A 21431-nucleotide genomic window follows, 5' to 3' on the forward strand; every position below is an offset into this window, starting at 1 on the left:
GGAAGTTGCGAGTCTTCCGTCGGGGGCCAGGACCGGAGGGGGCGCGGAGGGCATGCCGAGATTGATAGCAGTCATCGCATCCAGTCTACTGCCGGTCGGCGCTATCACTCATTCGGAAACAGACGTATGGGATCGATGATGTCGGCAAAGATGAGCATGGCGCCCATCGCGATGATGAACACAGCGACCACATAGGTCAGCGGCAGCAGCTTGAGATGTCGAAGGGCCCCGGGTCCGGGCGCCCGAAGAGCTTCGCGAGGCGACGGCGGAGCGCCTCATAGAGCGCCCCGGCGACATGCCCGCCGTCCAGAGGCAGCAGAGGAATGAGGTTGAAGATCATCAGGGCCACATTCACGCCTGCCACCAGGGACATCAGGGTGGCAAACCGCGACTCCCACGGGATCTGCTCCTGAGCAGAGATCTCACCCGCGATCCTGCCCACTCCCACCACAGACATCGGGCCGTCCGGGTCGCGCTCGGCATCAGTGAAAGTCGTCACCGCGACGTCGTACATTCGCACGGGAAGAGTCATCACTACCTGGGCGATGGCCTGGCTCTGCTCCCAGACGATCGGACCGGCCTCCCAGGGCGGGTGCCTCACGATCTCCTGATCCGCGCCCATGCCGATGAAGCCTGCCCGCTCGGTCAGCACCTCGCCGTCATCGTCGCGCTGGACACGGTTGAACTGGTCGTAGACAGGACGCTCAGTCTCGATGGGAGTCAGCGTGGTGCTCACCCGCTCACCGTCGCGCTCGTACACCAGCGCCGTCTCCTGACCTGCGGCATCGCGGATCCTGCCGCTGAGATGATCCCAGTCCTCGACCGGATCGTCAGCGAACTCCACGATCTCGTCGCCGGGGCGCAGTCCGGCCTCGTAGGCCGGTCCCGCCGGAGCATCGGAGGCGCACTCGCCGTCCTGCTGCTCTGCGACCTCCTGCGTGGTGGCCACGCATTCGTACACCTCGACGACGCGCGGCACAGCCTCGTTCATGCCGTGCAGCGAGACGGTGCCCGCCGTCAGGAACAGCGCGAGCAGACCGTTCATCGCCGGGCCGCCGAGCATCACGATGATCTTCTTCCAGGTGGCCTGGTTGTAGAACATGCGGGACTCGTCGCCGGGCTGCAGCTCCTCCGCAGCGACCTCCCTCGCCTCCGCGGACATCTGCTGAAAGATTCCGGTGGAATGGGACGTGACGGTGCTGTGGTCGGGCCCGGCCGATGCGCTGTGCGCCGGCGGGGTCCCGTACTGCGAGCTCAGCTCCCGCAGGTAGGGATCCTCCGGACCGGCGCTCCTCGGCTGAGCTCGAGGGACCCTCGGCTGGGTCCTGATCCTGAGCTTATGGCGGATACATGCCGATCATGGCGATGTAGCCGCCCAGGGGCAGCGCCTTGATCCCATACTCCGTCTCGCCCTTCTTCGCGGACCAGAGGGTCCTGCCGAAGCCGATCATGTATTGGGTGACGCGCACTTTGAAGAGCTTGGCGGGGAGCAGATGCCCCACCTCATGCAGAGCGATGGAGATGATGATTCCCACCACCATGATGAGGACCCCGACGAGGGTCAGCAGCGCGACAGTCACCGGATCCCGGCCCCGGCGGCCCTGGTCGCCATCGCTGCGAGAAGCTCGTCTGCGCGGGCCCGCGCCCATGCCTCCGCGCCGATCACCGCATCCAGATTCGCGGCGGACGCGGGCACGCCGTCATGGTCGGCGAGGACGTCGGTCACCGTGATGAGGATTCCTTGGAAGGGGATCTCGCCGCGGTGGAACGCCTCCACCGCCTGCTCGTTGGCTGCGTTGTAGACCGCCATGTGGGTGGCGCTGCTCTTCGCGGCAGTCTTGGCCATCTCCACCGCTGGAAAGGCCGAGTGATCAAGCGGCTCGAACTCCCAGCTCATCGCCTGAGTCCAGTCGATGGGCGTATCCACCCGCCCCAGCCGGTCCGGGTGGGACAGCGCCCACCCGATCGGAACGAGCATCCGTGGCGGCCCCGCCTGAGCGATGGTGGAGCCGTCCTGGAACTCCACGAGCGAATGGATGTACTGCTGCGGATGGACCACCGCTTCGATGCTGTCCAGCGGCACGTCGAAGAGCAGATGCGCCTCGATGACCTCCAAGGCTTTGTTGACCATTGTGGCCGAGTTGGTGGTGACCATCCGGCCCATGTCGAAGTTCGGGTGGTTCAGCGCCATCTTCGGTGTGACTTCGGCCAGCTGCACGCTGTCCCATCCGCGGAAGGGTCCCCGGAAGCGGTGATCACCAGTCGTGACACCTCACTGTGCCCATCGTCTTCGGCGTCGGCGGAGCACAGCCCCTGCGGTGGCGGCCCGATGCGAGGGCCTGAGCCAATGCCGAGTGCTCCGAGTCCACCGGGACAACCTGGCTTAGCGCGCGTGCAGGCCTGGGCGATGAGAGCCCCGCCCACCACGAGCGACTCCTTGTTCGCCAGGGCCAGCTGAGCTCCTGCCTTCAGCGCGGCCAGCGTGGGTTTCCAGCCCGATCGAACCGGTCATCGCGTTGAGCACCACGTCGGCGCCGGATTCGGCGGCGATCGTCTCAGCAGCGTCCGAACCGGCGAGCACCTCGGACGCGCGGCCGCTGAGCTGGTCTCGCAGGCGGGCCGCCGCGTCAGCATCGCGCAGCCCCACCAGGGCTTACCCGAACCGGCGCGCCTGCTCAGCCAGCAGGGCGGAGTTGCTGCCTGCGGCGAGCGCAACGACCTCGAACTCATGCGGGTGCTGGTCGATCACGTCGAGCGCTTGGGTTCCGATGGAGCCGGTGGACCCCAGAATTGCGACCTTCTTCATCACCGCTCCATTATCCATCCTCATCCGCCTCACCCCGTTCGGTGCTGGAATGTGGGCCCGCTTCAGCCCGAAATGTCTCCCACCAGCTCCAAAGTCCAGCGCCGTACCGCGGGTTTTCCGTCACGATGGGTAACCCTGCTCCCGAAGCTTGCCCAGGATCTTCTGCACCGCACCTGTGCCGTTGCTGCGCATGTGGTCCTTGGTGATGCGAACCTCAGTCCACCCGAGCAGCTCAGCTGTCTCCTGCCTACGCACGTCGAGCAGAACCCTCTCAGCCGTCGAATGCACCTCTGCTCCGTCGTACTGAATCGCGAGCCTCCATTTCCGCAGTGCCAGATCGGGGCGAAAACAGCGTCGTCCGCGCTCGTCGCAGATCAAGGGGTTCACCTCGGGAGCGGCAGGCCCGCTCGGTGAAGCGCATACCGCAGACGAGTCTCCGGCTGCGAATCCGCAGCATCTGTGGCGAGCTTCGCAGCTGAGCGGGCTGTTCGAATGCCGTTCGCGCGGCCTCTCAGCCGCAGGGCTTCATCCAGCTCCTCCGGCCTGGCCAAGGGCGATGGCAGACCAGGACGCCGTATCCGGGTGCTGAGGACCTGATCAGCAAGCACCAAAGCCTCCTCCTCCGAGCTGCGCAAAGCCACATCGAGCCACGCCCAAGCAGGAGACACCACTCTGACCCCGTTGCGCCATCGAAGGAACTGCGAAGGAACGGACCCTCTGTGGGAGACGACCACACCGGGCCGCTGAACCTGCGGTGCCCTGAGAGGCTCGTCAGATGCAGAGGACGCGTCATCGAGCCGCCTGCGAAGCCCCACAGGGAGGCGGCGGTCTCGTGGGAGGCAGCTCGTCGCCCGTCAGCGGTGAGTGCTTGGAGCAGGGCCCACTCGATGCGCGGAGCTCGTCCTGGTTCGACACCGGCATAGATTCCCCAGGCTGCTCGCGCTGCGGCTCCGTTGACCTCCGCATGCCTGAGGTCTCCGCGGGTCATTCCCTGATTCAGGAGCAGCCCTGCCAGAGTTCCGGAGGCAGGGAGGGACTTGGCAGCTCGTCGGCGCTGATCCGGCTTCTCTTCGTTCATACCCTCAAGTCACGGTCACTGCCGCTCACAGCGTTGCGCCTCAGCGTCAGCTGTTCGCGCACTCCGCGGTGCGTCGGGCGTTCCGGTCGAATGTGGAACAGCGAGCCGCCCACCCTGCTGTTCGCTGCTGGAATCCTGCGGCGAATTCGCTCCTCAGAGCGAGGAATGGGCCCAATATCCAGCAGCGAACGGGTGTTTGGGCGGGCGAGGAAGAGAGCCCCCAGGAGCCCGGCCGGGAACGGGCGGCGGGCGGCGGGCGGCGCCACAGGGCGGCTTACCGCGGGATCGCCCTGGGACGGGTGCCCCGCGGTGCGCGGGTTCGTCAGCCTTCGGGGAGATGGAGCCGGGCGAGCACGTGAGCCGTGTTGCGGGCGGGCGAGCGCCGCCGTACCGGCTGACGAGCACGGCGACGGCGAAGGCCAGCGGCACACACCACAGCGCCGGATAGTTCAGAGCACTGCGTCCGTTCCCCAGCCCAGCTCAAGTCCCCGCCCCAGTGCGAAGGATCCCAGCGACGCTGCGGCACCGGTGACCATCCCTGCGATGGCCCCCTGGGCGGTCACTCCCGACCACCAGATCCCCAGCAGCAGCAGAGGGGTCAGCGACGACGCGGCGAAGGTGAACACCATCGCCACAGCCCCGGCCAGCGCCATGTGCGCGGTGGCGACGGCCATAGCCAGGGGCAGCGCGCAGGCGAGAACCGCCCCGATCCGGAAGCCGAGCACCGACCCGCCGAAGAACTCCTGGGACAGCACCCCGGAGACCGATACCACCAGCCCGGATGACGTTGAGAGGAACGCCGCGAACGCGCCGCCGCGATCACCGCGGTCAGCAGGTCTCCTCCCGCACCGTCGAAGACGGCGCTCGGGAGCCGCAGCAGAGCCGTATCCGGCGAACTCAGCTCCCCTCGGCGAAGACCGCCCGGGAGATCACGCCCAGAGCGACCGGCAGGATGTAGAAGCCGGACAGAAGCCCCAGCAGCAGGAACGTGGTGCGACGGGCGGCGTCGCCGTCGGGGTTGGTGTAGAACCGCACCAGCACGTGCGGCAGTCCGATGGTCCCCAGCATCAGCGCCAGCAGCAGGGAGACGATCCGGTAGAAGTCCGCTGGCGAGGTGCCTGTTCCGTCGTGCCAGACGGACGCGTCCCATCCCGGCAGCCCGGGACCGCCGAGCGTGTTGGTCTGCAGCAGGATGAAGATCAGGGGAATCAGGAGTGCGCAGAGTTTGATCCAGTACTGGATGGCCTGGGCAATCGTTACCGACCTCATGCCGCCGGGCAGCACGGTGGCGAGCACCACCAGAATCACTGCGGCAGGCCCGGTCCACGCAGGCAGCCCCGTGGTGGTGGTCAGCGCGAGCGCCGCACCGTGGAGCTGAGGGACGATGTACATCCACCCCGTCAGCACCACGATGATGACTGTCGCCACCCGCAGCCGGGAGGAGGAGAAGCGCAGGCTCACGAAGTCGGGGACGGTGTACGCGCCTGAACGGCGCAGCGGCCCTGTCATGAACAGCAGCATCGTCAGACAGCTTACCGTGTAGCCCAGCGGAAACCACAGGCCGTAGGTGCCCTCGGCGACGATCAGCCCGGCCACGCCCAGGAAGCTGGCCGCAGATATGTACTCGCTTACCAGCGCGGACGCGTTCATCCGCGGTGAGACGCGGCGCGAGGCGACGTAGAAGTCGCTCGTGGAGCGGACGACGCGCACTCCGAAGAGGCTCACCAGCATGGTGGCCGCGAAGACGAGGATGATCGCCGCGATGGCGTACTCCCGCATGGGCCCCTCAGGCACTCGGCTCCGTCCCGGCGCGTGCGCTGCGGCGGCGTCGGTATGCGCGGTCGTACCGGAGGATCCTCAGGAGGTAGAACCGTCCTGCCGCGAGGATGATCGGATACAGGACCACCCCTGGGATGATCCACATCAGCGGGCCCTGGTACGTGGACAGCGCCAAGGCCGCGCACACCGTCACCAGCAGGACGAAGAATCCCACTCCGATGGCTACCGCAATCCGCAGCTTGGCCGAGATCAGCGCAAGGACTTCAGCATCCGCCTCCGACTCGTGCGAGCCGCCGCGCAGATGCCCGCGACGGGGATCCAGCAGGGCCTCCTCCGCAGTGGGCGGGATCTGGGGGCCCACCACCTTCTGGCGCGACGACGGGGCAAGATGCTGGCTCATCGGCCCACCGCGGAGAGCCGGTCCCGCACATGCGGCATGAGTTAGCGGCTCACCTCCAGGTCCTCACCCGCCACACGGATGCTCATGCGACCGGCGCGCTGCTGGACCCGCTCCACATGGTTCAGACTGATGAGGTGAGAGCGATGGATGCGTACGAACCCGTGCGGACCCCACTGCTCCTCCAGCTCAGCAAGGGCGGCACGCAGCAGGAAGGAGCCGCGGTCGGTGTGGAGCCGGGCATAGTCGCCCTGGGCCTCAGCACGGCGTATGGAGGGCAGCTCGAGGAGAACGATGGAGTCGCCGCGGCTGACGGAGATCCGCGGGGGCGCTGGAGCTGCGCTGCCGGGGTGGGAGCTCAGCGCCTCGGAGGCGCGGCGCAGGGCTTCGCGGAGCCGCGAGGCTCTGACCGGCTTGAGCAGGTAGTCGCGGGCGGCGAGCTCGAAGGCCTCCACGGCGGGCTGGGCGTCCGCAGTGATGAAGATGATCTGCGGGATCGGCTCTCCGTCGGCGACCCTTTCTGTGAGCTGCCGCGCCAGCTGCATGCCGTTCTGCCCGGGCATGTGGATGTCCAGCAGCATCACATCGATGGGCTGGGTGCTGATGATGTGTTTGGCCTGGGCCGCGTTGTATGCGGTGTGGACGGTCTCTGCCAACGGTTCGGAGTCCAGCATCCACTGCATCTGGGTGACGGCGGGCTTCTCGTCATCGACGACCAGAATCTTCATACGGTCTCCTCCGCACCGGGCTGGAACTTCGGCACGCGCATCCACACGCGCATCCCGGCGCCCTCTGCGGTCTCGATCTGCAGACCGTCGGCCCCGCCGTAGGCCTGCCGCAGGCGCAGGTCGACGTTGCGCAGCCCGATGTGGGTGCTGCCCTCTTCGCCCACGAGCACCCTGCGGATCTGCTCGGGGTCTGCGCCCGGGCCGTCGTCCTCCACGCTGATGACGGCGTGCGTCCCTCGTCCTGCCCGGTGAGTCGGACCTTCGCGTGGCCGGTGACGGAGTCCATCCCGTGGCGGACGGCGTTCTCAACCAGCGGCTGGACAGCAAGGAACGGGATCTTGAGGCTCAGGACCTCCGGGGCGATCTTCAGACGCACCTGGACCCGGTCCTCGAATCGGGCCTGCTCGAGCAGCACGTACCGCTCCACGGCGGCCAGCTCCTCCTCAAGGGTGGTGAAGTCACCTGCACCGCGCAGGCTGTACCGGGTGAAGTCTGCGAAGTCGATGACGAGCTCTCGCGCTTTGACCGGGTCCGCGGGAATGGTCGCGGCGATGGCGTTGAGGCTGTTGTAGATGAAGTGCGGAGAGATCTGGCTGCGCAGGGTTCTCAGCTCTGCCTCGACAAGCTGCCGCCGTGTGGCCTCGGCCAGAGCGCGGTAGTCCACAGCATCATCGGGCGTCGGCTCGACCGCCGCGGCATCATCCGCCGAAGGGGCAGCCCCGCGGCCTCGGGCGGCGACATAGAGCACCAGCGCGGTGAGCACAGCGATGATGACCACCAGGATCACTGTCGTCGCGCTCGCCTGCTCCATCCCGCCAGTCTAGGGACTCGCCGACCGTTCTGAGCGCGGACTGACCGCTTGCCGCAGGAGCGATGCCGCTCGTCGTACCTCGGAGGCCGCTGGCGCGAGCATCATGCAAATGTGTGCCGAGTCACAACGGGTGACCACCTGCTCTGTGCCCCTACACGTTTCCTAGAAAGGCAGCTGATGACTGACTCAGCCACCGCTTCCGCGGTCGACGAGCGGCAGACGAAGGCAGCCCCTGCCTCTGCCGAGCTGCGCGCCCCCTCGTACCACCGAATCAAGGCGGGTCCTCGATTCAACCGGTGGCTGATTCCGCCTTCGGCCCTGGCGCTCCACATGTGCATCGGTCAGGTCTACGGGACGTCCGTCTACCAGTCGAGACTTGCGGGCCACTTCGCTGAGGACCCCTGGTCGGGATCTTCGGCCAGGTCCTGGGCCCCATCTTCGGCGGGAGCACCCGGCTCAGACTGCCGTGGCATTCTTCGCCTTCTCCCTCTCGATCTTCCTGATGGGCCTCTCCGCGGCCCTGTTCGGCAAGTGGGTCGACTACCGCGGCCCACGGATGGCGATGCTCGCCTCCACCACCTTCTGGATCACCGGATTCGTCGTCGGCTCGGTCGGCATCTTCACCCAGCAGCTGTGGCTCGTGGGTCTCGGGTACGGAGTGCTCGGCGGCATCGGCCTGGGCATCGGCTACATCGCGCCGGTCTCCACGCTGATGAAGTGGTTCCCGGACCGTCCCGGCTTGGGCACCGGCATGGCTATCATGGGCTTCGGCGTCGGCGCGATGATCGCCGCACCCTTCTCCAACCTGATGCTGGGCGTCTTCGACACCATGGGCGCCGACGCCGGCAATTCGGTCGGATACCTCTTCCTGACCCTCGCGGTCATCTACGCCCCGATGATGCTCTTCGCCGCCTGGATCATCCGTGTTCCTGCCGACGGATGGAAGCCCGAGGGCTTCGACCCGAGCGTGCGGAAGACCTCCAAGATGGTCTCCGCGGGCAACGTCACGGCCAACAACGCTCTGCGCACACCTCAGTTCTGGCTGCTGTGGGTGGTGCTGTTCGTCAATGTCACCGCCGCAGTGGGCCTGCTTCCGCAGGCAGCCAACTTCGTTCAGGACTTCTTCCGCGACGACACCGGCGAGACCTTCGCCCACCCGGAGGTCGCAGCGGTCGCCGCGGCTTACTTCGTCGGCTACCTGTCGCTGACCAACACCCTGGGACGGTTCATCTGGGCCTCGACTTCGGACAAAATCGGCCGCAAGCCGATCTACATGATGTACCTGGGCCTGGGTGCTGCGCTCTACGTATCGCTGGGAACATTCGGCGACACGAACATGGCCGCGTTCATCGTCCCGGCTTAAGCATCATCCTGTCCTTCTACGGCGGCGGGTTCGCCACCATTCCGGCCTACCTGCGTGACCTCTTCGGCACACTGCAGGTGGAGCCATCCACGGCCGACTGCTGACGGCATGGTCAGTAGCCGGGATCGCAGGTCCCGCCATCGTCAACATCACCCTTGACTCGGCCGAGGGCACCGCAGGGACGGATCTCACGGCGGCGGACTACCGCCCGGCCCTGTTCATCATGGCTGGCCTGCTGCTGGTGGGATTCATCGCCAACCTGCTGGTCCGACCGGTCCACTCGAAGTGGCACGAGGAGTCCAAGGACTCCGATGCTCTTGAGGGCGCGGCTCCGTCGGGTGCTCCCGCGGAGCAGAGGGCGCAGCAGGAAGCCGCTGCGGTGAAGCCCGCGGCCGCACCGATCGTTCCGATCCCCGTCGCCTGGATCATCGTGTCCATTCCGATGCTCTTCGGCCTGATCTACACCCTCATCAACGCTGTGCAGCTGTTCTTCCCGCCCGAGCCCGACGAGGTCGCTTAGCGGAGACGAGCAGGTCGGCGGACTGCTCACCGCAGCACGTGCGGCAGCAGCTGCGGTGCGGGTTGTGCACTCCATGATCAGCTGACCCCGTACGCCCCGTCGCAGCCCGGGCAGCGCCTGGTCCATGACGGGCAGGCCTGCCCGGGCTGTGTGGTGCTCAAACACCAGGTTGGTCTGCGTGAGTGCGACGGCAGGGTTGGAGGACAGGTGCTCGAGCACGAACCGTCGCACATGTTCGGCGTCCCTGACCTGAACGTGGATGAGAAAGTCCTCGGTGCCGCCCAGGATGAACAGCTGCGTCACTTCGGGATGCTCGCGAAGGTCCTGCGCCATCTGCTCCATGAGATGCCGCGCACCGGGTCGGATGCGGACGCTGACGAGCGCCTGCAGGTGGTAGCCGAGGACGCGGGGTCCACCTCCACGGTGAACCGAGAGATGACGCCTCTGTCCACCAGAGAACGCACGCGTGCCAGGCAGGCGCTCGGCGAGAGCCCCACTTCGCGGGCGAGCTCGGCATTCGCTGCTCGCGCGTTGACGTTGAGCCGATGCAGAATCGCACGATCAGCTGAGTCCAGCAGCGGAGCATAATCTTTGGCTTAAGCATGCCCTGACCATCCCTTTCGCAGAATATTCGAACCGAATTGTGCCATGTGACCGCCGTTCGTTCGACAGTTCATGATTGTCGGTGAATATCCGTGCATACTCTGAGTGCTGTCCCATCAACTCCACGGAGGATCTTATGCGCGTAGGCGTTCCCGCAGAAGTGAAGAATCACGAGTACCGAGTGGCCCTCACCCCAGCAGGCGTCGATGCGCTGGTCCGCGATGGGCACGAGGTTCTCATCCAGACTCAGGCGGGATCTGCCTCCGGGTACAGCGATGCTGACTACACCGATGTCGGTGCTGAAATCGTCGCCGATGCGCAGCAGGCGTGGGCGGCGGATATGGTCCTGAAGGTCAAGGAGCCTGTTGAGGAGGAGTACGGGTTCCTTCGTCCGGGGCTCCTGCTCTTCACCTACCTGCACCTCGCCGCCGATAAGGCGCTGACTGAGGCGCTGGTCGCCTCGGAGACCACATCCATCGCCTATGAGACGGTGCGGGCCAAGGACGGAAGCCTGCCGCTTCTGACGCCGATGAGCGAAGTGGCGGGGCTCGCCACGCTGGAGGGTGCTGCTCACCTGAAGGCGGCCGCCGGAGGCCGCGGTGTGCTGCTCTCCGGCGTCCCCGGAGCCTCCCGGGAAAGGTCGTGGTGATCGGCGGCGGCGTAGCGGGAGAGAATGCTGCACGAGTGGCCCTGGGGCTGGGAGCACGCGTGGAGGTGCTGGACATTTCTCCGGCGCGCCTGCGTGAGCTCGACGCCCGGTACCGCGGCGCTATCGGAACCCGGGTCTCGAACCCGTACGAGATCGCTCAGCAGGTCGCTGACGCTGACCTGGTCATCGGCTCGGTGCTGGTGCCCGGCGCTGCGGCACCCAAGCTGGTCAGCGAGGAGATGATTCGCAGCTCGCAGCCGGGCACGGTGTTCGTCGACGTGGCGATCGACCAGGGCGGGTGCTTCGAGGGCTCAGCAGGCACCACTCATGCTGAGCCGACGTTCCGGCTCGGCGATGCGGTGATGTACTGCGTCACGAATATGCCTGGCGCGGTCCCTGCCACCTCGACGAAGGCGCTGACCAACGTGACGCTCCCCTACGTGCTTCAGCTCGCGGGGCAGGGCTGGCAGAGCGCACTGGAGAGTGATCCGGGCTTGGCCAGCGGACTGAGCACGGCAGAAGGTGCGCTGCGCAGCAGCGAGGTGGCTGAGGCTCACGGCATGGAGGCCTGAGCGAGCAGCGCGTGCGGGTCAGTCGAGCTGCAGGATCTTCTCGGTGACGACGCTCGCGCGGGCGTTGGAGAAGACCTGCTCCTCCCCACTTCGCGGAAGCCCCGCGTGGTGAGGATCTTCAGCGATCCGCCGTTGTCCGCCACGACTCTCGCCCTGAGGGGACGCGAGGCAAACTCCTGGAGGAACTGGTCGACCGCGGACGTGGTGATGCCCTGAGACCAGAACTGCTTGTCGGTCCAGAACATGATCTCGTGGGCGTCCTCCTCCTGGAACACGGCGATCGAACCGGCGGGAACCCCGTCGACGTCGATGGTGCGGACCAGCGAGGACTCATCTCCCAGGAGCTGGCCCCAGTGGTGGTCGAAGACGCTGCGGTCCCGGGGTTGGTGGGCGCGAATCCGGCCATGTGGGCGGCGTCGGCGTCCTGCTGGAATTGGAAGAACTGGTTCAGGTCGGCCTCGTTGACGTCCCGCAGTGTGATGTTCATTCTGCTCAGCCTACCGAAGCCATGATCTCAGTCATACGATCGAGGAAGGCGTCCACCTGGGCTTCGTCATATGCGGAGCTGCCGGACGCGGTCTCGAAGGCGACCGTGCGGATCTCATCGACGCTCATGGGGTTCTCCCCGTCGAGGTACTGCTCCAGCCGGTGCGCGAGCTGGTCAACGTCTGCCCGGCGGTAGCCGGTGCCGTCGCCTGAGGGCTCGCGGAATCGTTGACCCTCAGGGCGTTCGAGACGGCGGCGCAGGGGCTCGGCGCGCTCAGCAAGCAGCTCGTACCAGGCGTCCTCGCCGTGCGCTGCGATGTAGCGGTCGCGCTCAGCGGAGGCGAACGCGTCTTCGAGACGATCCAAGGCTGCGTCGACTTCAGCGGGGCTGTATCCCCGGCACCGAGGGAGAAGCTTGCCTCGCGAATCTCGGCGAGCGGCATGCTCCGTCCGGAGTCGTAGGCAGTCCTGGCGCGCGCCATGAACTGATCGACTTCCTCCCGGCTGTAGCCGTGCTCGTTCTCGGAGAGCAGGGTGAACAGTGGTTGCGACATGGTCTTTAGCCTAAGTCTGGTCAGGCGAGGCCCAGTGCCACCACGCCGAGGTATGCGGTAAGCATTGCCCAGACGACGGAGTCGAGGCGGTCCATGACGCCGCCGTGGCCGGGCAGTGCGTTGGACATGTCCTTGATGCCTAGCTTCTCTTTGACCATCGATTCGGCGAAGTCGCCAGCGGTTGCCGCCACGACCACGATGACTGCTAGGAGGACAGCCGGCGTACAGGGGCTCATCGAAGACGATCCAGGAGAAGAGCGCGCTGACGGCTGCGGCACCGAGGAGCGAGTAAGCGAACCCTTCCCAGGACTTCTTCGGGCTGACCTTGGGGGCCATGGGACGGCGGCCGAACAGTCGGTAAGCGATGTAGCCGAAGGTGTCGTTGCAGACCACCAGGAGAACGACGACGGTTAGTCGCCATGCTCCGTCGTCCATCTGCACCAGCAGCACAGCGAAGGAGACGAGGAAGGGCACCCAGCATCCGATGAAGACTGCTGCGGCGGCGGACTGGATCGGGGCTTCTCCGCACCGATGGGCGTGGCCCTGACTGCTGAGCTCACCCAGACCCAGACGAGAATGAGCGCGCTTGTCACGGCGAAGCTCAGGACGAGGCCTTCCTCTGCTGCGAAGTAGGCAGCGACCAGCATCCCCACGGATCCGACGCACAGCGGCACAACGGGCACGTTGTAGCCCTGGCCCTTGAGGGCGCGCGCGACTTCCCACACTCCCAAGCAGAGAAGGACCGAGAAGAGGAGTATGAGAACTTCGACGAAGAAGAGGATACCGATGACTGCCGGGACCAGCAGCGCAGCGCCTGTGGCTATTGCGGCGGGCAGGTCACGGCCACCCCGAGGCTCGTTGCGTGCGGGTTCGGGCAGCGTCGGGGAGGGCATGCGGTGTAGGAGGCTCAGACCTCGAGCAGCTCGGCTTCCTTGCGCTTGGCCATGTCGTCGATGCGGTCGACATGCTTCTTGGTCAGGCTCTCGAGCTCTTTGGTGCCGCGTTCGGCGTCATCCTCACCGACTTCGCCGTCCTTGGCGGCCTTCTCCATGGCTTCTTTGGCTTTGCGTCGGGCGTTTCGCACGGACACTTTGTGGTCTTCGGCTTTGCCTTTGACGAGCTTCACGTATTCCCTGCGCCGCTCTTCGGTGAGGTCGGGCATGGTGATGCGGATCTGTTTGCCGTCGTTGGACGGGTTGGCTCCGATCTCGGAGTCGGAGAGGGCCTTTTCGATCTCACGCATCGCGGAGATGTCGTAGGGGGTGATGAGGATGGTGCGGGCGTCGGGGTGTTGAAGGACGCCAGCTGCTGCAGCGGGGTGGCGCTGCCGTAGTAGTTCACGAGCACCTTGGAGTACAGGGCGGGGTTGGCCCGACCGGTGCGAACGGTGGCGAAGTCTTCGCTGGTGGCTTCGACTGTCCGCTCCATGGCCTCTTCGGCCTCGAGCAGGGTCTCGTCAATCACGGGTCTCTCCTTGGGTGTCCGGTTGTGCCAGGTGGCAGTCTACTGAAGTGTGGTCGCGCGCGGCATGATCAGGGGTTGACGGCGGTGCCGAGCGGCTCTCCGAGGAGGGCGCGGGTGATGTTCCTTCCCCTTCCATGCCGAAGACGCGCATGGGGAGTCCGTTGTCGTTGCACATGGTCATGGCGGTCTGGTCCATCACTCGGATGTTCCTGCGCAGGGCCTCATCATAGGTGAGGTGTCGAGCTTCTCGGCGGTGGGGTCGGTGCGAGGGTCGGCGGTGTAGACGCCGTCGACGCCTGACTTCGCCATGAGCACCTGCTGCGCTCCGACTTCCAGGGCACGCTGGGCGCAGACGGTGTCTGTGGAGAAGAAGGGCATTCCGGCGCTTGCGCCGAAGACGACGACCCTGCCTTTTTCCATGTGCCTCACTGCGCGCAGGGGTATGTATGGTTCGGCGACCTGTGCCATGGAGATTGCGGTCTGCACACGGGTGGGCTGGCCGGACTGTTCGAGGAAGTCTTGGAGCGACAGGGCGTTCATCACGGTGCCGAGCATGCCCATGTAGTCGGCGCGTGCTCGGTCCATGCCACTTTGGAGAGTTCGGCTCCGCGGAAGAAGTTGCCGCCTCCGACGACGACGCTGACTTCGACTTGGTCGCGGACGGCGGCGATCTGTTCAGCGATGGCGCGCACTGTGGCGGGGTCCACGCCCACTGATCCGCCTCCGAACACTTCGCCGGAGAGCTTGAGGAGCACGCGTCGGCGGCCTGCTGCGGCGGTGTCTTCAGTGGTGCGTGTGGTCAGGGGCTCTGTCATGGGGTCCTCCGCGGCACGTGGCTTCTCGAACAGGGTGGGCATAGGAAAAGGGGCGGCCACCTGGAAGATGGCCACCCCTTTCCTGTGAAGACGTTCAGCTCAGTCTAGCGTCTTTCGTTCAGGATCCGACGCGGAAGCGGACGAAGCCCACAGCTTTGGTCCCGGCAGCGTCGAGGATCTGGCTGACGCTCTGCTTGGGGTCCTTGGCGAAGGGCTGGTCCACCAGGACGTGCTCCTTGAAGTACGCGTTGGTGCGACCCTCGATGATCTTCGAGATGGCCTGTTCGGGCTTGTTCTCGGCGCGGGCAGTCTCCTCGGCGATGCGGCGCTCATCGGCCACCTTCTCCTCGGGAACTTCGTCGCGGACGAGGTAGCTCGGCGACATCGCGGCGGCGTGCACCGCGACGTCGTGAGCGGCGGCCTTGGCCTCTTCGGAGTCGTCTGCCACTGCAACGAGCACGCCGACCTGCGCGGGCAGGTCCTTGGCGGTCTTGTGCAGGTAGGCGTCGACGTATCCGCCGGTGATTTTGGTCAGGCGGCGGACGACGACCTTCTCGCCCAGGATGGCTGCCTCTTCGGTGACGTAGTCGGACAGCTTCTTGCCGTCGACTTCGTCCTCGAGCAGAGCTTCGACGCCGTTGTGGCCGCTTACCACAGCCACTTCGAGAACTTTGTCTGCGAGGGCGATGAACTTGTCGGACTTGGCGACGAAGTCGGTCTCTGCGTTGACCTCGAGCAGGTAGCCTACCTGGTCAGTCACCTTCGCAGTGATGAGGCCTTCGGCGGCCGACCGGCCTTCGCGCTTGGCCGCACCCTTCAGGCCCTTGATGCGGATGGCCTCGATGGCCTTGTCGACGTCGCCGTCGGACTCGTCAAGGGCCTTCTTGACGTCCATCATGCCTGCGCCGGTGCGCTCGCGCAGGGCCTTGATGTCGGCAGCGGTGTAGTTCGCCATGGGTTGCGTTCCTCCCGGAGGGTTTAAAGGATCAGGCTTCGGTCTTCTCGGCAGCTTCGCTGGCGTCCGCGTTGGTGGGAACGGCGGCTTCGCCGGTCTCCTCCTCTGCGACAGCGTCTCCCTCGTTGGAGGGGGAAGCCTGGTCAGGCTGCTCGGCGCCCTTCTCGGCCGCGTGCTGCTCGAGCAGCTCGCGCTCCCACTCAGCCATCGGCTCTGCGGCTGCCTGGCTGGAGCCGCCGCCGCGCTTCTCGTCGCGGGCGATGAGGCCGTCAGCAGCCGCGTCTGCGATCACGCGGGTGAGCAGGTCGACGGAGCGGATGGCGTCGTCGTTGCCGGGGATGGGGTAGTGGACCTCGTCGGGGTCGCAGTTGGTGTCGAGGATGCCGACCACGGGGATGCCCAGCTTGTGAGCCTCGTCGACGGCCAGGTGCTCCTTGTTGGTGTCCACGACCCAGATGGCGGACGGAGTCTTGGTGAGGTTCCGGATGCCGCCCAGGTTGGAGCGCAGCTTCTCCAGCTCGCGGGAGAGCAGCAGCAGCTCCTTCTTGGTGTACTGGGAGCCTGCGACGTCGTCGAAGTCGATCTCCTCGAGCTCCTTCATCCGCTGCACTCGCTTGGAGACGGTGGCGAAGTTGGTGAGCATGCCTCCGAGCCAACGGTGGTTCACGTAGGGCTGGCCGACGCGGGTCGCCTGTTCGGCGATGGCTTCCTGGGCCTGCTTCTTGGTGCCGACGAAGAGGACGGTGCCGCCGTGGGCGACCGTCTGCTTGACGAACTCGTAGGCGCGGTCGATGTAGGACAGCGACTGCTGCAGGTCGACGATGTAGATGCCGTTGCGCTCGGTGAAGATGTAGCGCTTCATTTTCGGGTTCCAGCGGCGGGTCTGGTGACCGAAGTGAACGCCGGAGTCCAGCAGTTGGCGCATAGTGACGACAGACATGAAAAGTCCTTTCGGTGCCGGGCTTACAACATGGGCGTACCCATGCAGCGCTTACTCGTTTTATCGGTTGCGAATATCTCCGGCTTTCCCGGATTCCTAGCTGCGAAGCAAGCCGAAGCTCGCGGCCCCAGCACCTGCCTTGCCCAGATGTCTGGGCGTCGGAAGTGGACCGAAGGGGACGACCCGCGCAGAACGCGGGGAATCACAGCGCGTAGTCAGTTGGGCGCGCGGAAGGACCACGCACACCAGCTGCTGGGCAAAGTCTAGCGGCACAGGGAAGGAATGCCCAACCACAGGGTGCGTCCTCGCTCTTGCACAGGTGTACCCGGCCGCTGGGCCTCAGGGCAGAGTGGCATTCATGCCTTCGAAGACGACTGCCCGCCCTTGCCGGGGCGATGCTGTGCCTGATGATGCTGGCACTGCCCCTGACGACGGCGAGCGCGGCGGATCATCCCGACGATTGGAGGAGTCCGTCTGCAGGCGCGTCCGTGGTGCGCGCGTTTGCGGCTCCCTGCCCGTGGGCACGGGGCCACCGGGGTGCAGACCTGGACACAGCCCAGAACGCGCAGATCCGCTCCCCGCTGACGGGGTCGTCAGCTTCTCAGGCAAAGTGGTCAACCGCCAGGTGCTCTCGATTAACCACGGCAACGGATACATCAGCTCCTTCGAGCCCGTCGACAGCGACCTCACAGTCGGAGACCGAGTCAGCCAAGGACAACCCATCGGGCACCTAGACACCTACGACAACGCCACCCACCACTGCGACTCCCCTGCCTGCACTGGGGAGTCCGACACCACGGCGAATACATCAACCCGATGCTCCTCTTAGGCCCAGTCGAACCCTCCGTGCTGCTGCCCTCGACGAACGCTCCGATGCGTGACCTGTGGCTCCCCGAGCGAGATTCGTGATCCACCCCACCTGCGGTTATACGCTCATCTGCCGGGGAGTCGGATAGTTGCTCGGCAGATCAGCGATCATGGTCTTATGGAACGTGATGACCAGTTGCCGAGGAGCGTTTACGCGGCCGGAAACTCATGGCCGGGGCTCTCACGATCCTGGTGGCAGTCGGGGTTGTGATGGCACTTGTGTGGGCCTTCCAGCGCTCCCTGATCTACTTCCCGGATACCACGGAGGTACCGCTTACAGCTGAGGCCCTTTCGGGCGGTGAAGACCTGACTCTCCGAACCTCTGACGGCCTTCACCTGGGCGCGTGGTTCGCACCGGCATCAGCAGAGGCAGAGGACCGGGCCTTAGCAGTGCTCATGACCCCGGAAACGGCGGAAACCGTGCCTCTCGGACCGGTCTGGCCAGTGAACTGCAGAATGAGGGTTTCGCAGTGCTCCTCCTGGACTATCGCGGCTACAGCACAAACCCGGGGATCCGAGCGAGGAGGGGCTCGTCCGTGATGGGATGGCCGCCGTTGTCGCCCTCGAGGCCCAGGGGTTTCCGCCCGAGCGCACCATCTATTTCGGAGAATCCATCGGCGGCGGCGTGATCGCCGCACTGCTGACCGAACGTCCCCAGCCGCAGCGGCGTTCCGCTCTCCGTTCACTGAACTGGCCGACGTGGGCCGGGAGCACTACCCGTGGCTTCCCGTGCGTACGATCCTTCGCGACGAGTTCCCGTGGCGGCACACGTGGGCCAGACCCAGGTGCCGATTTCTGTCATCCGGGCGGAGCACGACTCGGTGGTGCCGACTGAGCTGAGTGCGCAAGTTGCCGCTGCGGCTCCGAATCTCGTCGAGGAGCGGATTGTCGAGAATGCCGATCACAACGACCCGATCATGTTCGGCCCGGAGGTCGCAGAGGTGGTTGCCCGTCTCGCCGAGAACGTCGACCCCTGAGCCACGCATCTCCTCATTGCTGCGACCTCACTGAGCCGCAGGGGCGCATGAATCCGCGGGAGCGGCGACGTCCCTATGCGCAGGCGCAGCGCGCAGGGTCATAGCGATCAGCAGGGGGCATCTCAGTCGGATTCGGGGCTCAGCAGAGGAACGGAGCTTGCCTCCACCGGCACGACGAAACTGATTCCGTGCGGGTCTCCGTCTTCGAAGAGGACTTCTTCGAGGCATGACAAGATCGGCTCGACTTTGTCTTCGGTCACCAGAATAATGAGCGCAGTCTGAGCTCCGACGAACCTGGCGCCGAAGAAAGTCCGCCGCGACTTCTGGCCCACCCCGAGCGGAGAGAGCGGTCACGCCGGTGGCCCCGGCTTCCTCAACGAGCGAGATGGCCTTTTCCTCCCGGTCATCGGGGATGATGACGAACACGGCCTTATGAGACATCATGCCTCCGTAGATTCGACGTCGGTGCGGCTGGAATCAGCTCTGACGGAACTGAACCGGATGAGAAGAGCGTAGCTCAGGACGGCGATCACTGGTCCGACTGAAGCGAAAGCGATAAGGCCGAAGCCGTCGACGAGCATGTCGCGCCCAGGCACCGCGGCGGCCAGCCCGATACCCAATGCGGTGATCAGCGGGACCGTAATCTCGCTGGTTGTCACGCCTCCAAGGTCGAAGGCCAGCGGAACGTGCTGTTTGGGTGCCAGAAGCAGCAGGACCATCGCCAGCAGATAGAGGCTTAAGCAATGACCAACCCAAACGGTGCGCCAGTGAGGATCCGCAGCACTCCTATCCCGATGCCCGCAGCTACCCCGCAGGCCACCAGGAGCCGAAGCGTGCCAGCCCGCAAGCGCTTCTCTGAGATCTCTTCAGCCTCTTCAGCAATCGCGATCAGCGCAGGCTCAGCCATGGTCGCAGCGAAGCCGATCAGCACTCCGAAGGCGACGATGAGGAACATCCGGTCAGTCTCTATGAGCTGTTCCGCCATCTGCTTACCATAGGGATCAGCCCGAGTTCAAGACCAACGATGAACCCGTAGAGACCCAGAACCACCATGCCGAACCCCACTGTGGCCTGAATTGGGTTGCCCAGTCGCCGTCGCAGGATCACGAACTGGAAGAACAGCACGACCAGGATGACTGGCAGTACATCTCGGCCCACATAGACCAGCCCAACCATCAGGTCCAGCCACCACGGGAGCACATCCTCTGTCCCATTGGCGACCACGGCCTCGCCCGGTGACCCAAATTGATAAACCACGAGGCCGTAGAGCTGCACCCCGACAATGGGGACCATCACACACAGGGCGACAAGCCCGAAGCCGTCACGGAGCCGACTGCGTCCGGTGATCGAGGACGCCATGCCTATGCCGATGGCAGCTATCAGGGGAACTGTCACGATGTTGGTGGTGACCCCGCCGGAGTCGTAGGCGAGGCTGGCGATCTCCGGCGGTGAGGAGACGGTAAGGATCAGCACGACCCCGTAGCCGATGAGGAGCATGCGGTGCAGCGGCCAGCCTAAGAACACGCGGAGTGCCCCCAGCACCATCACTGCGCCCACACTGACTGCGATCACCAGCCGGAAGACGAAGCCGTCCACCTGGCCTTCACTGACTACCTCGGCCTGGTCTGCCACCGACAGCAGTGCGGGTTCCGCGATCACTGCGGCAAAGCCGATCAGGAAGCAGAAGGGGAGGATTTTCCACAGCGACGCCGACCGGATGAGCTTATTGGTGATGGACTTCCCGACTGGAAAGACGCTGCGTTCCAGACCCTCCAAGAAGAGGGCGATGCCGACAGCCACGATCACCAGACCGCCCAGAATCGCGTACCAGTCGTCAGGCACTTGGCGGAATACCACCAGCTGAAACAGGGCCACCACGCAGAGAATCGGGACCAGAGCGCGCAGTGCGTGAATAAGTCTCCGTGTCAGCGCCTGAGCTAGTTTCACGAGGACCCTTTCGGTAGCCGTCCCACTACTGCCTCCGACCCCGGCCCGGGGCGCAGTGGCTGCCGACGGCACCCCCGCACAGGGAGTGCGGGACTTCAATCCGCGATCAACGGACTATAACAACCAGAAGCCTCGAATCCTGGCTGGAAGTTGCTTTTCTCCAGTTCAGGACGACACTTTCAGCTCCAACAGCTCACAGCAGGCTAATCCAGAGGTCAGTGCAATGAGCCCTGCTCACTGCAAGGTCCTCCCGGTACGGGTGCCGCCACCAGAGAATGGGTGACGGCAGGTCGCCTCGCTTTCGACCTAAGACGATGGAACCTACGCCTGCATGCACCGGGGCGTCCGGCACCGCGGCGAATGGAGGTCAGGGAAGGACGATCTCGAAAGCCGGATCGGGCTTGTCCAGCAGAGCCACGAGATCCTGCCAGCGGCCGATCGCTCCGGAATGCTGCAGCCGACCGGCTTCGGCCAAATCCGAAGGATCGGCCAAGCCGGTGACCAATAGCCGGAGCGTGGTGATGTCGCTGGTCAGTTCAAGCTCCAGGTCAGCCCCTGGGGTCGACGTGGGGTGGTGAGTCAGCACACCGTTGGCCAGAACGATCCGGATGCGACGGGCAGAATCGTTCAGTGCCCATTCGATGACGATGCGTTCGTCCCATGACCGAGGGCCATCAACGCGTATCGCGAGGGAGTCCAACAGCTGCTCCACACTGAGTGCCTGCAGAAAGTCGGGGGACGCTGTGCTCGTCGGCGTACCGACGTTGCCGTGGCGCAGCTCGTGGGCACCGGTGAGGAAGAAGTTTCGCCAGGTTCCGTTCTCTGACCCGTAGGCCAACTGTTCAAATGTTGAAGCCTGCAGTTCGCGTGCTGCCATGTTTTGCGGATCGGCAAAGATGACATGGTTCAGTACGGTGGCCGCCCAGCGAAAATCACCGGAGGAGTGTGCTTCCTGCGCGTGGTGGAGAGCCGCCTGAGCGCCGCCCATGGCTGTGACGTATCGGATGGCCTGCTCCTCCGGGGTGTTCCCACAGATGGGCTGGGTTGCCATCGAACCACCCGAGATACCGCTGGTAGATGGCCTTCACGTTGTGGCTGACCGAACCGTAGTAGCCCCGCG

18 protein-coding genes and 9 pseudogenes are annotated in these 21431 nt (G+C 65.2%); 4 read left to right on the forward strand and 23 right to left on the reverse strand.

Annotated elements, in window-relative coordinates:
- Positions 1 to 196: 196 nt before the first annotated feature.
- From K0H76_RS16330 to K0H76_RS16370, 9 genes and pseudogenes are all read right to left on the reverse strand, one after another.
- Entirely contained in the window at positions 197 to 1162 is a 966-nt protein-coding gene (locus K0H76_RS16330) for a M50 family metallopeptidase (RefSeq protein WP_258933657.1), read from the reverse strand.
- A 178-nt stretch (positions 1163 to 1340) separates the two neighbouring features.
- Positions 1341 to 1580, reverse strand: a pseudogene (locus K0H76_RS16335) (site-2 protease family protein); the annotation flags it as partial.
- Positions 1577 to 2806 (reverse strand): annotated as a pseudogene (gene dxr, locus K0H76_RS16340) (1-deoxy-D-xylulose-5-phosphate reductoisomerase). The pseudogenes K0H76_RS16335 and dxr, both read right to left, overlap by 4 nt.
- Before the next feature lie 120 nt (positions 2807 to 2926).
- Complete coding sequence (locus tag K0H76_RS16345; protein ID WP_258933658.1) at positions 2927 to 3184, reverse strand: hypothetical protein; 258 nt, start codon at positions 3182 to 3184, stop codon at positions 2927 to 2929.
- Between the two features lie 1149 nt (positions 3185 to 4333).
- The gene (locus K0H76_RS16350) at positions 4334 to 4657 is read right to left on the reverse strand and encodes a hypothetical protein (RefSeq protein ID WP_258933659.1); all 324 of its coding nucleotides are present in this window, start codon (positions 4655 to 4657) and stop codon (positions 4334 to 4336) included.
- A 124-nt stretch (positions 4658 to 4781) separates the two neighbouring features.
- Positions 4782 to 5678, reverse strand: a complete 897-nt coding sequence (locus tag K0H76_RS16355; protein ID WP_258933660.1) for a hypothetical protein — start codon at positions 5676 to 5678, stop codon at positions 4782 to 4784.
- On the reverse strand, positions 5671 to 6024 hold the full coding sequence (locus K0H76_RS16360; RefSeq protein ID WP_258933661.1) for a hypothetical protein: 354 nt from the start codon (positions 6022 to 6024) through the stop codon (positions 5671 to 5673). Before K0H76_RS16360 ends, K0H76_RS16355 begins: the two co-directional genes overlap by 8 nt.
- An 80-nt stretch (positions 6025 to 6104) precedes the next feature.
- A complete protein-coding gene (locus tag K0H76_RS16365; protein ID WP_258933662.1) occupies positions 6105 to 6788 on the reverse strand; it encodes a LytTR family DNA-binding domain-containing protein in 684 nt (227 codons plus the stop codon).
- Positions 6785 to 7437, reverse strand: a pseudogene (locus K0H76_RS16370) (histidine kinase); the annotation flags it as partial. The pseudogene K0H76_RS16370 and the gene K0H76_RS16365, both read right to left, overlap by 4 nt.
- Before the next feature lie 492 nt (positions 7438 to 7929).
- On the opposite strand from K0H76_RS16370, the pseudogene K0H76_RS16375 reads away from it, so the two are divergent.
- Positions 7930 to 9482 (forward strand): annotated as a pseudogene (locus tag K0H76_RS16375) (OFA family MFS transporter).
- Between the two features lie 216 nt (positions 9483 to 9698).
- On the opposite strand, the pseudogene K0H76_RS16380 reads toward K0H76_RS16375, so the two are convergent.
- Together K0H76_RS16380 and K0H76_RS16385 are read right to left on the reverse strand one after the other, a co-directional pair.
- A pseudogene (locus K0H76_RS16380) lies at positions 9699 to 9815 on the reverse strand (Lrp/AsnC ligand binding domain-containing protein); the annotation flags it as partial.
- Positions 9782 to 10033, reverse strand: coding sequence for a winged helix-turn-helix transcriptional regulator (locus tag K0H76_RS16385; protein ID WP_258935452.1), 252 nt, complete (start codon positions 10031 to 10033; stop codon positions 9782 to 9784). The gene K0H76_RS16385 and the pseudogene K0H76_RS16380, both read right to left, overlap by 34 nt.
- Before the next feature lie 188 nt (positions 10034 to 10221).
- On the opposite strand from K0H76_RS16385, the pseudogene ald reads away from it, so the two are divergent.
- Positions 10222 to 11306: pseudogene (ald, locus tag K0H76_RS16390) on the forward strand (alanine dehydrogenase).
- An 18-nt stretch (positions 11307 to 11324) separates the two neighbouring features.
- On the opposite strand, the pseudogene K0H76_RS16395 reads toward ald, so the two are convergent.
- From K0H76_RS16395 to rpsB, 8 genes and pseudogenes are all read right to left on the reverse strand, one after another.
- Positions 11325 to 11793: pseudogene (locus K0H76_RS16395) on the reverse strand (GNAT family N-acetyltransferase).
- 5 nt (positions 11794 to 11798) lie between these two features.
- Positions 11799 to 12158 carry a DivIVA domain-containing protein gene (locus tag K0H76_RS16400; RefSeq protein WP_258933663.1) on the reverse strand — a complete coding sequence of 120 codons (360 nt, stop codon included), beginning with the start codon at positions 12156 to 12158 and terminating at the stop codon, positions 11799 to 11801.
- 208 nt (positions 12159 to 12366) lie between these two features.
- Entirely contained in the window at positions 12367 to 12537 is a 171-nt protein-coding gene (locus K0H76_RS16405; protein WP_258933664.1) for a phosphatidate cytidylyltransferase, read from the reverse strand.
- Between the two features lie 219 nt (positions 12538 to 12756).
- On the reverse strand, positions 12757 to 13239 hold the full coding sequence (locus K0H76_RS16410; RefSeq protein ID WP_258933665.1) for a hypothetical protein: 483 nt from the start codon (positions 13237 to 13239) through the stop codon (positions 12757 to 12759).
- 14 nt (positions 13240 to 13253) lie between these two features.
- Positions 13254 to 13810: pseudogene (gene frr / locus K0H76_RS16415) on the reverse strand (ribosome recycling factor).
- Positions 13811 to 13878: 68 nt separating this feature from the next.
- A pseudogene (gene pyrH, locus K0H76_RS16420) lies at positions 13879 to 14625 on the reverse strand (UMP kinase).
- A gap of 118 nt (positions 14626 to 14743) precedes the next feature.
- Positions 14744 to 15580: a translation elongation factor Ts gene (tsf, locus tag K0H76_RS16425; RefSeq protein WP_258933666.1), complete on the reverse strand. Its 837-nt coding sequence runs from the start codon at positions 15578 to 15580 to the stop codon at positions 14744 to 14746.
- Between the two features lie 31 nt (positions 15581 to 15611).
- Positions 15612 to 16520 (reverse strand): 30S ribosomal protein S2, encoded by a 909-nt coding sequence (gene rpsB / locus K0H76_RS16430; protein WP_258933667.1) that lies wholly within the window; start codon positions 16518 to 16520, stop codon positions 15612 to 15614.
- Positions 16521 to 16920: 400 nt separating this feature from the next.
- Between rpsB and K0H76_RS16435 the strand changes: the two genes are divergently transcribed.
- Positions 16921 to 17349 carry a M23 family metallopeptidase gene (locus tag K0H76_RS16435; RefSeq protein ID WP_258933668.1) on the forward strand — a complete coding sequence of 143 codons (429 nt, stop codon included), beginning with the start codon at positions 16921 to 16923 and terminating at the stop codon, positions 17347 to 17349.
- Positions 17350 to 18106: 757 nt separating this feature from the next.
- Positions 18107 to 18364, forward strand: coding sequence for an alpha/beta hydrolase (locus K0H76_RS16440; RefSeq protein WP_258933669.1), 258 nt, complete (start codon positions 18107 to 18109; stop codon positions 18362 to 18364).
- Between the two features lie 440 nt (positions 18365 to 18804).
- On the opposite strand, the gene K0H76_RS16445 is transcribed toward K0H76_RS16440, so the two are convergent.
- The 4 genes from K0H76_RS16445 to K0H76_RS16460 form a co-directional block, all read right to left on the reverse strand.
- Positions 18805 to 19083, reverse strand: coding sequence for a DUF1538 domain-containing protein (locus K0H76_RS16445; protein WP_258933670.1), 279 nt, complete (start codon positions 19081 to 19083; stop codon positions 18805 to 18807).
- Positions 19084 to 19100: 17 nt separating this feature from the next.
- Positions 19101 to 19349: a DUF1538 domain-containing protein gene (locus K0H76_RS16450; protein WP_258933671.1), complete on the reverse strand. Its 249-nt coding sequence runs from the start codon at positions 19347 to 19349 to the stop codon at positions 19101 to 19103.
- Positions 19331 to 20242 (reverse strand): DUF1538 domain-containing protein, encoded by a 912-nt coding sequence (locus tag K0H76_RS16455; RefSeq protein ID WP_258933672.1) that lies wholly within the window; start codon positions 20240 to 20242, stop codon positions 19331 to 19333. Before K0H76_RS16455 ends, K0H76_RS16450 begins: the two co-directional genes overlap by 19 nt.
- 436 nt (positions 20243 to 20678) lie before the next feature.
- Positions 20679 to 21362 carry a hypothetical protein gene (locus K0H76_RS16460; protein WP_258933673.1) on the reverse strand — a complete coding sequence of 228 codons (684 nt, stop codon included), beginning with the start codon at positions 21360 to 21362 and terminating at the stop codon, positions 20679 to 20681.
- Between the last annotated feature and the right edge of the window lie 69 nt (positions 21363 to 21431).

The sequence above is a fragment of the Nesterenkonia pannonica genome, from assembly GCF_019575955.1.
Lineage (GTDB): Bacteria > Actinomycetota > Actinomycetes > Actinomycetales > Micrococcaceae > Nesterenkonia > Nesterenkonia pannonica.

Bases quoted from the DNA above. Each gene is read 5' to 3' on its own strand.
- K0H76_RS16450 (WP_258933671.1), bottom strand. From the start codon at position 19,349: ATGGCGGAACAGCTCATAGAGACTGACCGGATGTTCCTCATCGTCGCC.
- tsf (WP_258933666.1), bottom strand. From the start codon at position 15,580: ATGGCGAACTACACCGCTGCCGACATCAAGGCCCTGCGCGAGCGCACC.
- K0H76_RS16410 (WP_258933665.1), bottom strand. From the start codon at position 13,239: ATGCCCTCCCCGACGCTGCCCGAACCCGCACGCAACGAGCCTCGGGGT.
- K0H76_RS16330 (WP_258933657.1), bottom strand. From the start codon at position 1,162: ATGTCCGCGGAGGCGAGGGAGGTCGCTGCGGAGGAGCTGCAGCCCGGC.
- K0H76_RS16445 (WP_258933670.1), bottom strand. From the start codon at position 19,083: ATGGTCCTGCTGCTTCTGGCACCCAAACAGCACGTTCCGCTGGCCTTC.
- K0H76_RS16365 (WP_258933662.1), bottom strand. From the start codon at position 6,788: ATGAAGATTCTGGTCGTCGATGACGAGAAGCCCGCCGTCACCCAGATG.
- rpsB (WP_258933667.1), bottom strand. From the start codon at position 16,520: ATGTCTGTCGTCACTATGCGCCAACTGCTGGACTCCGGCGTTCACTTC.
- K0H76_RS16460 (WP_258933673.1), bottom strand. From the start codon at position 21,362: ATGGCAACCCAGCCCATCTGTGGGAACACCCCGGAGGAGCAGGCCATC.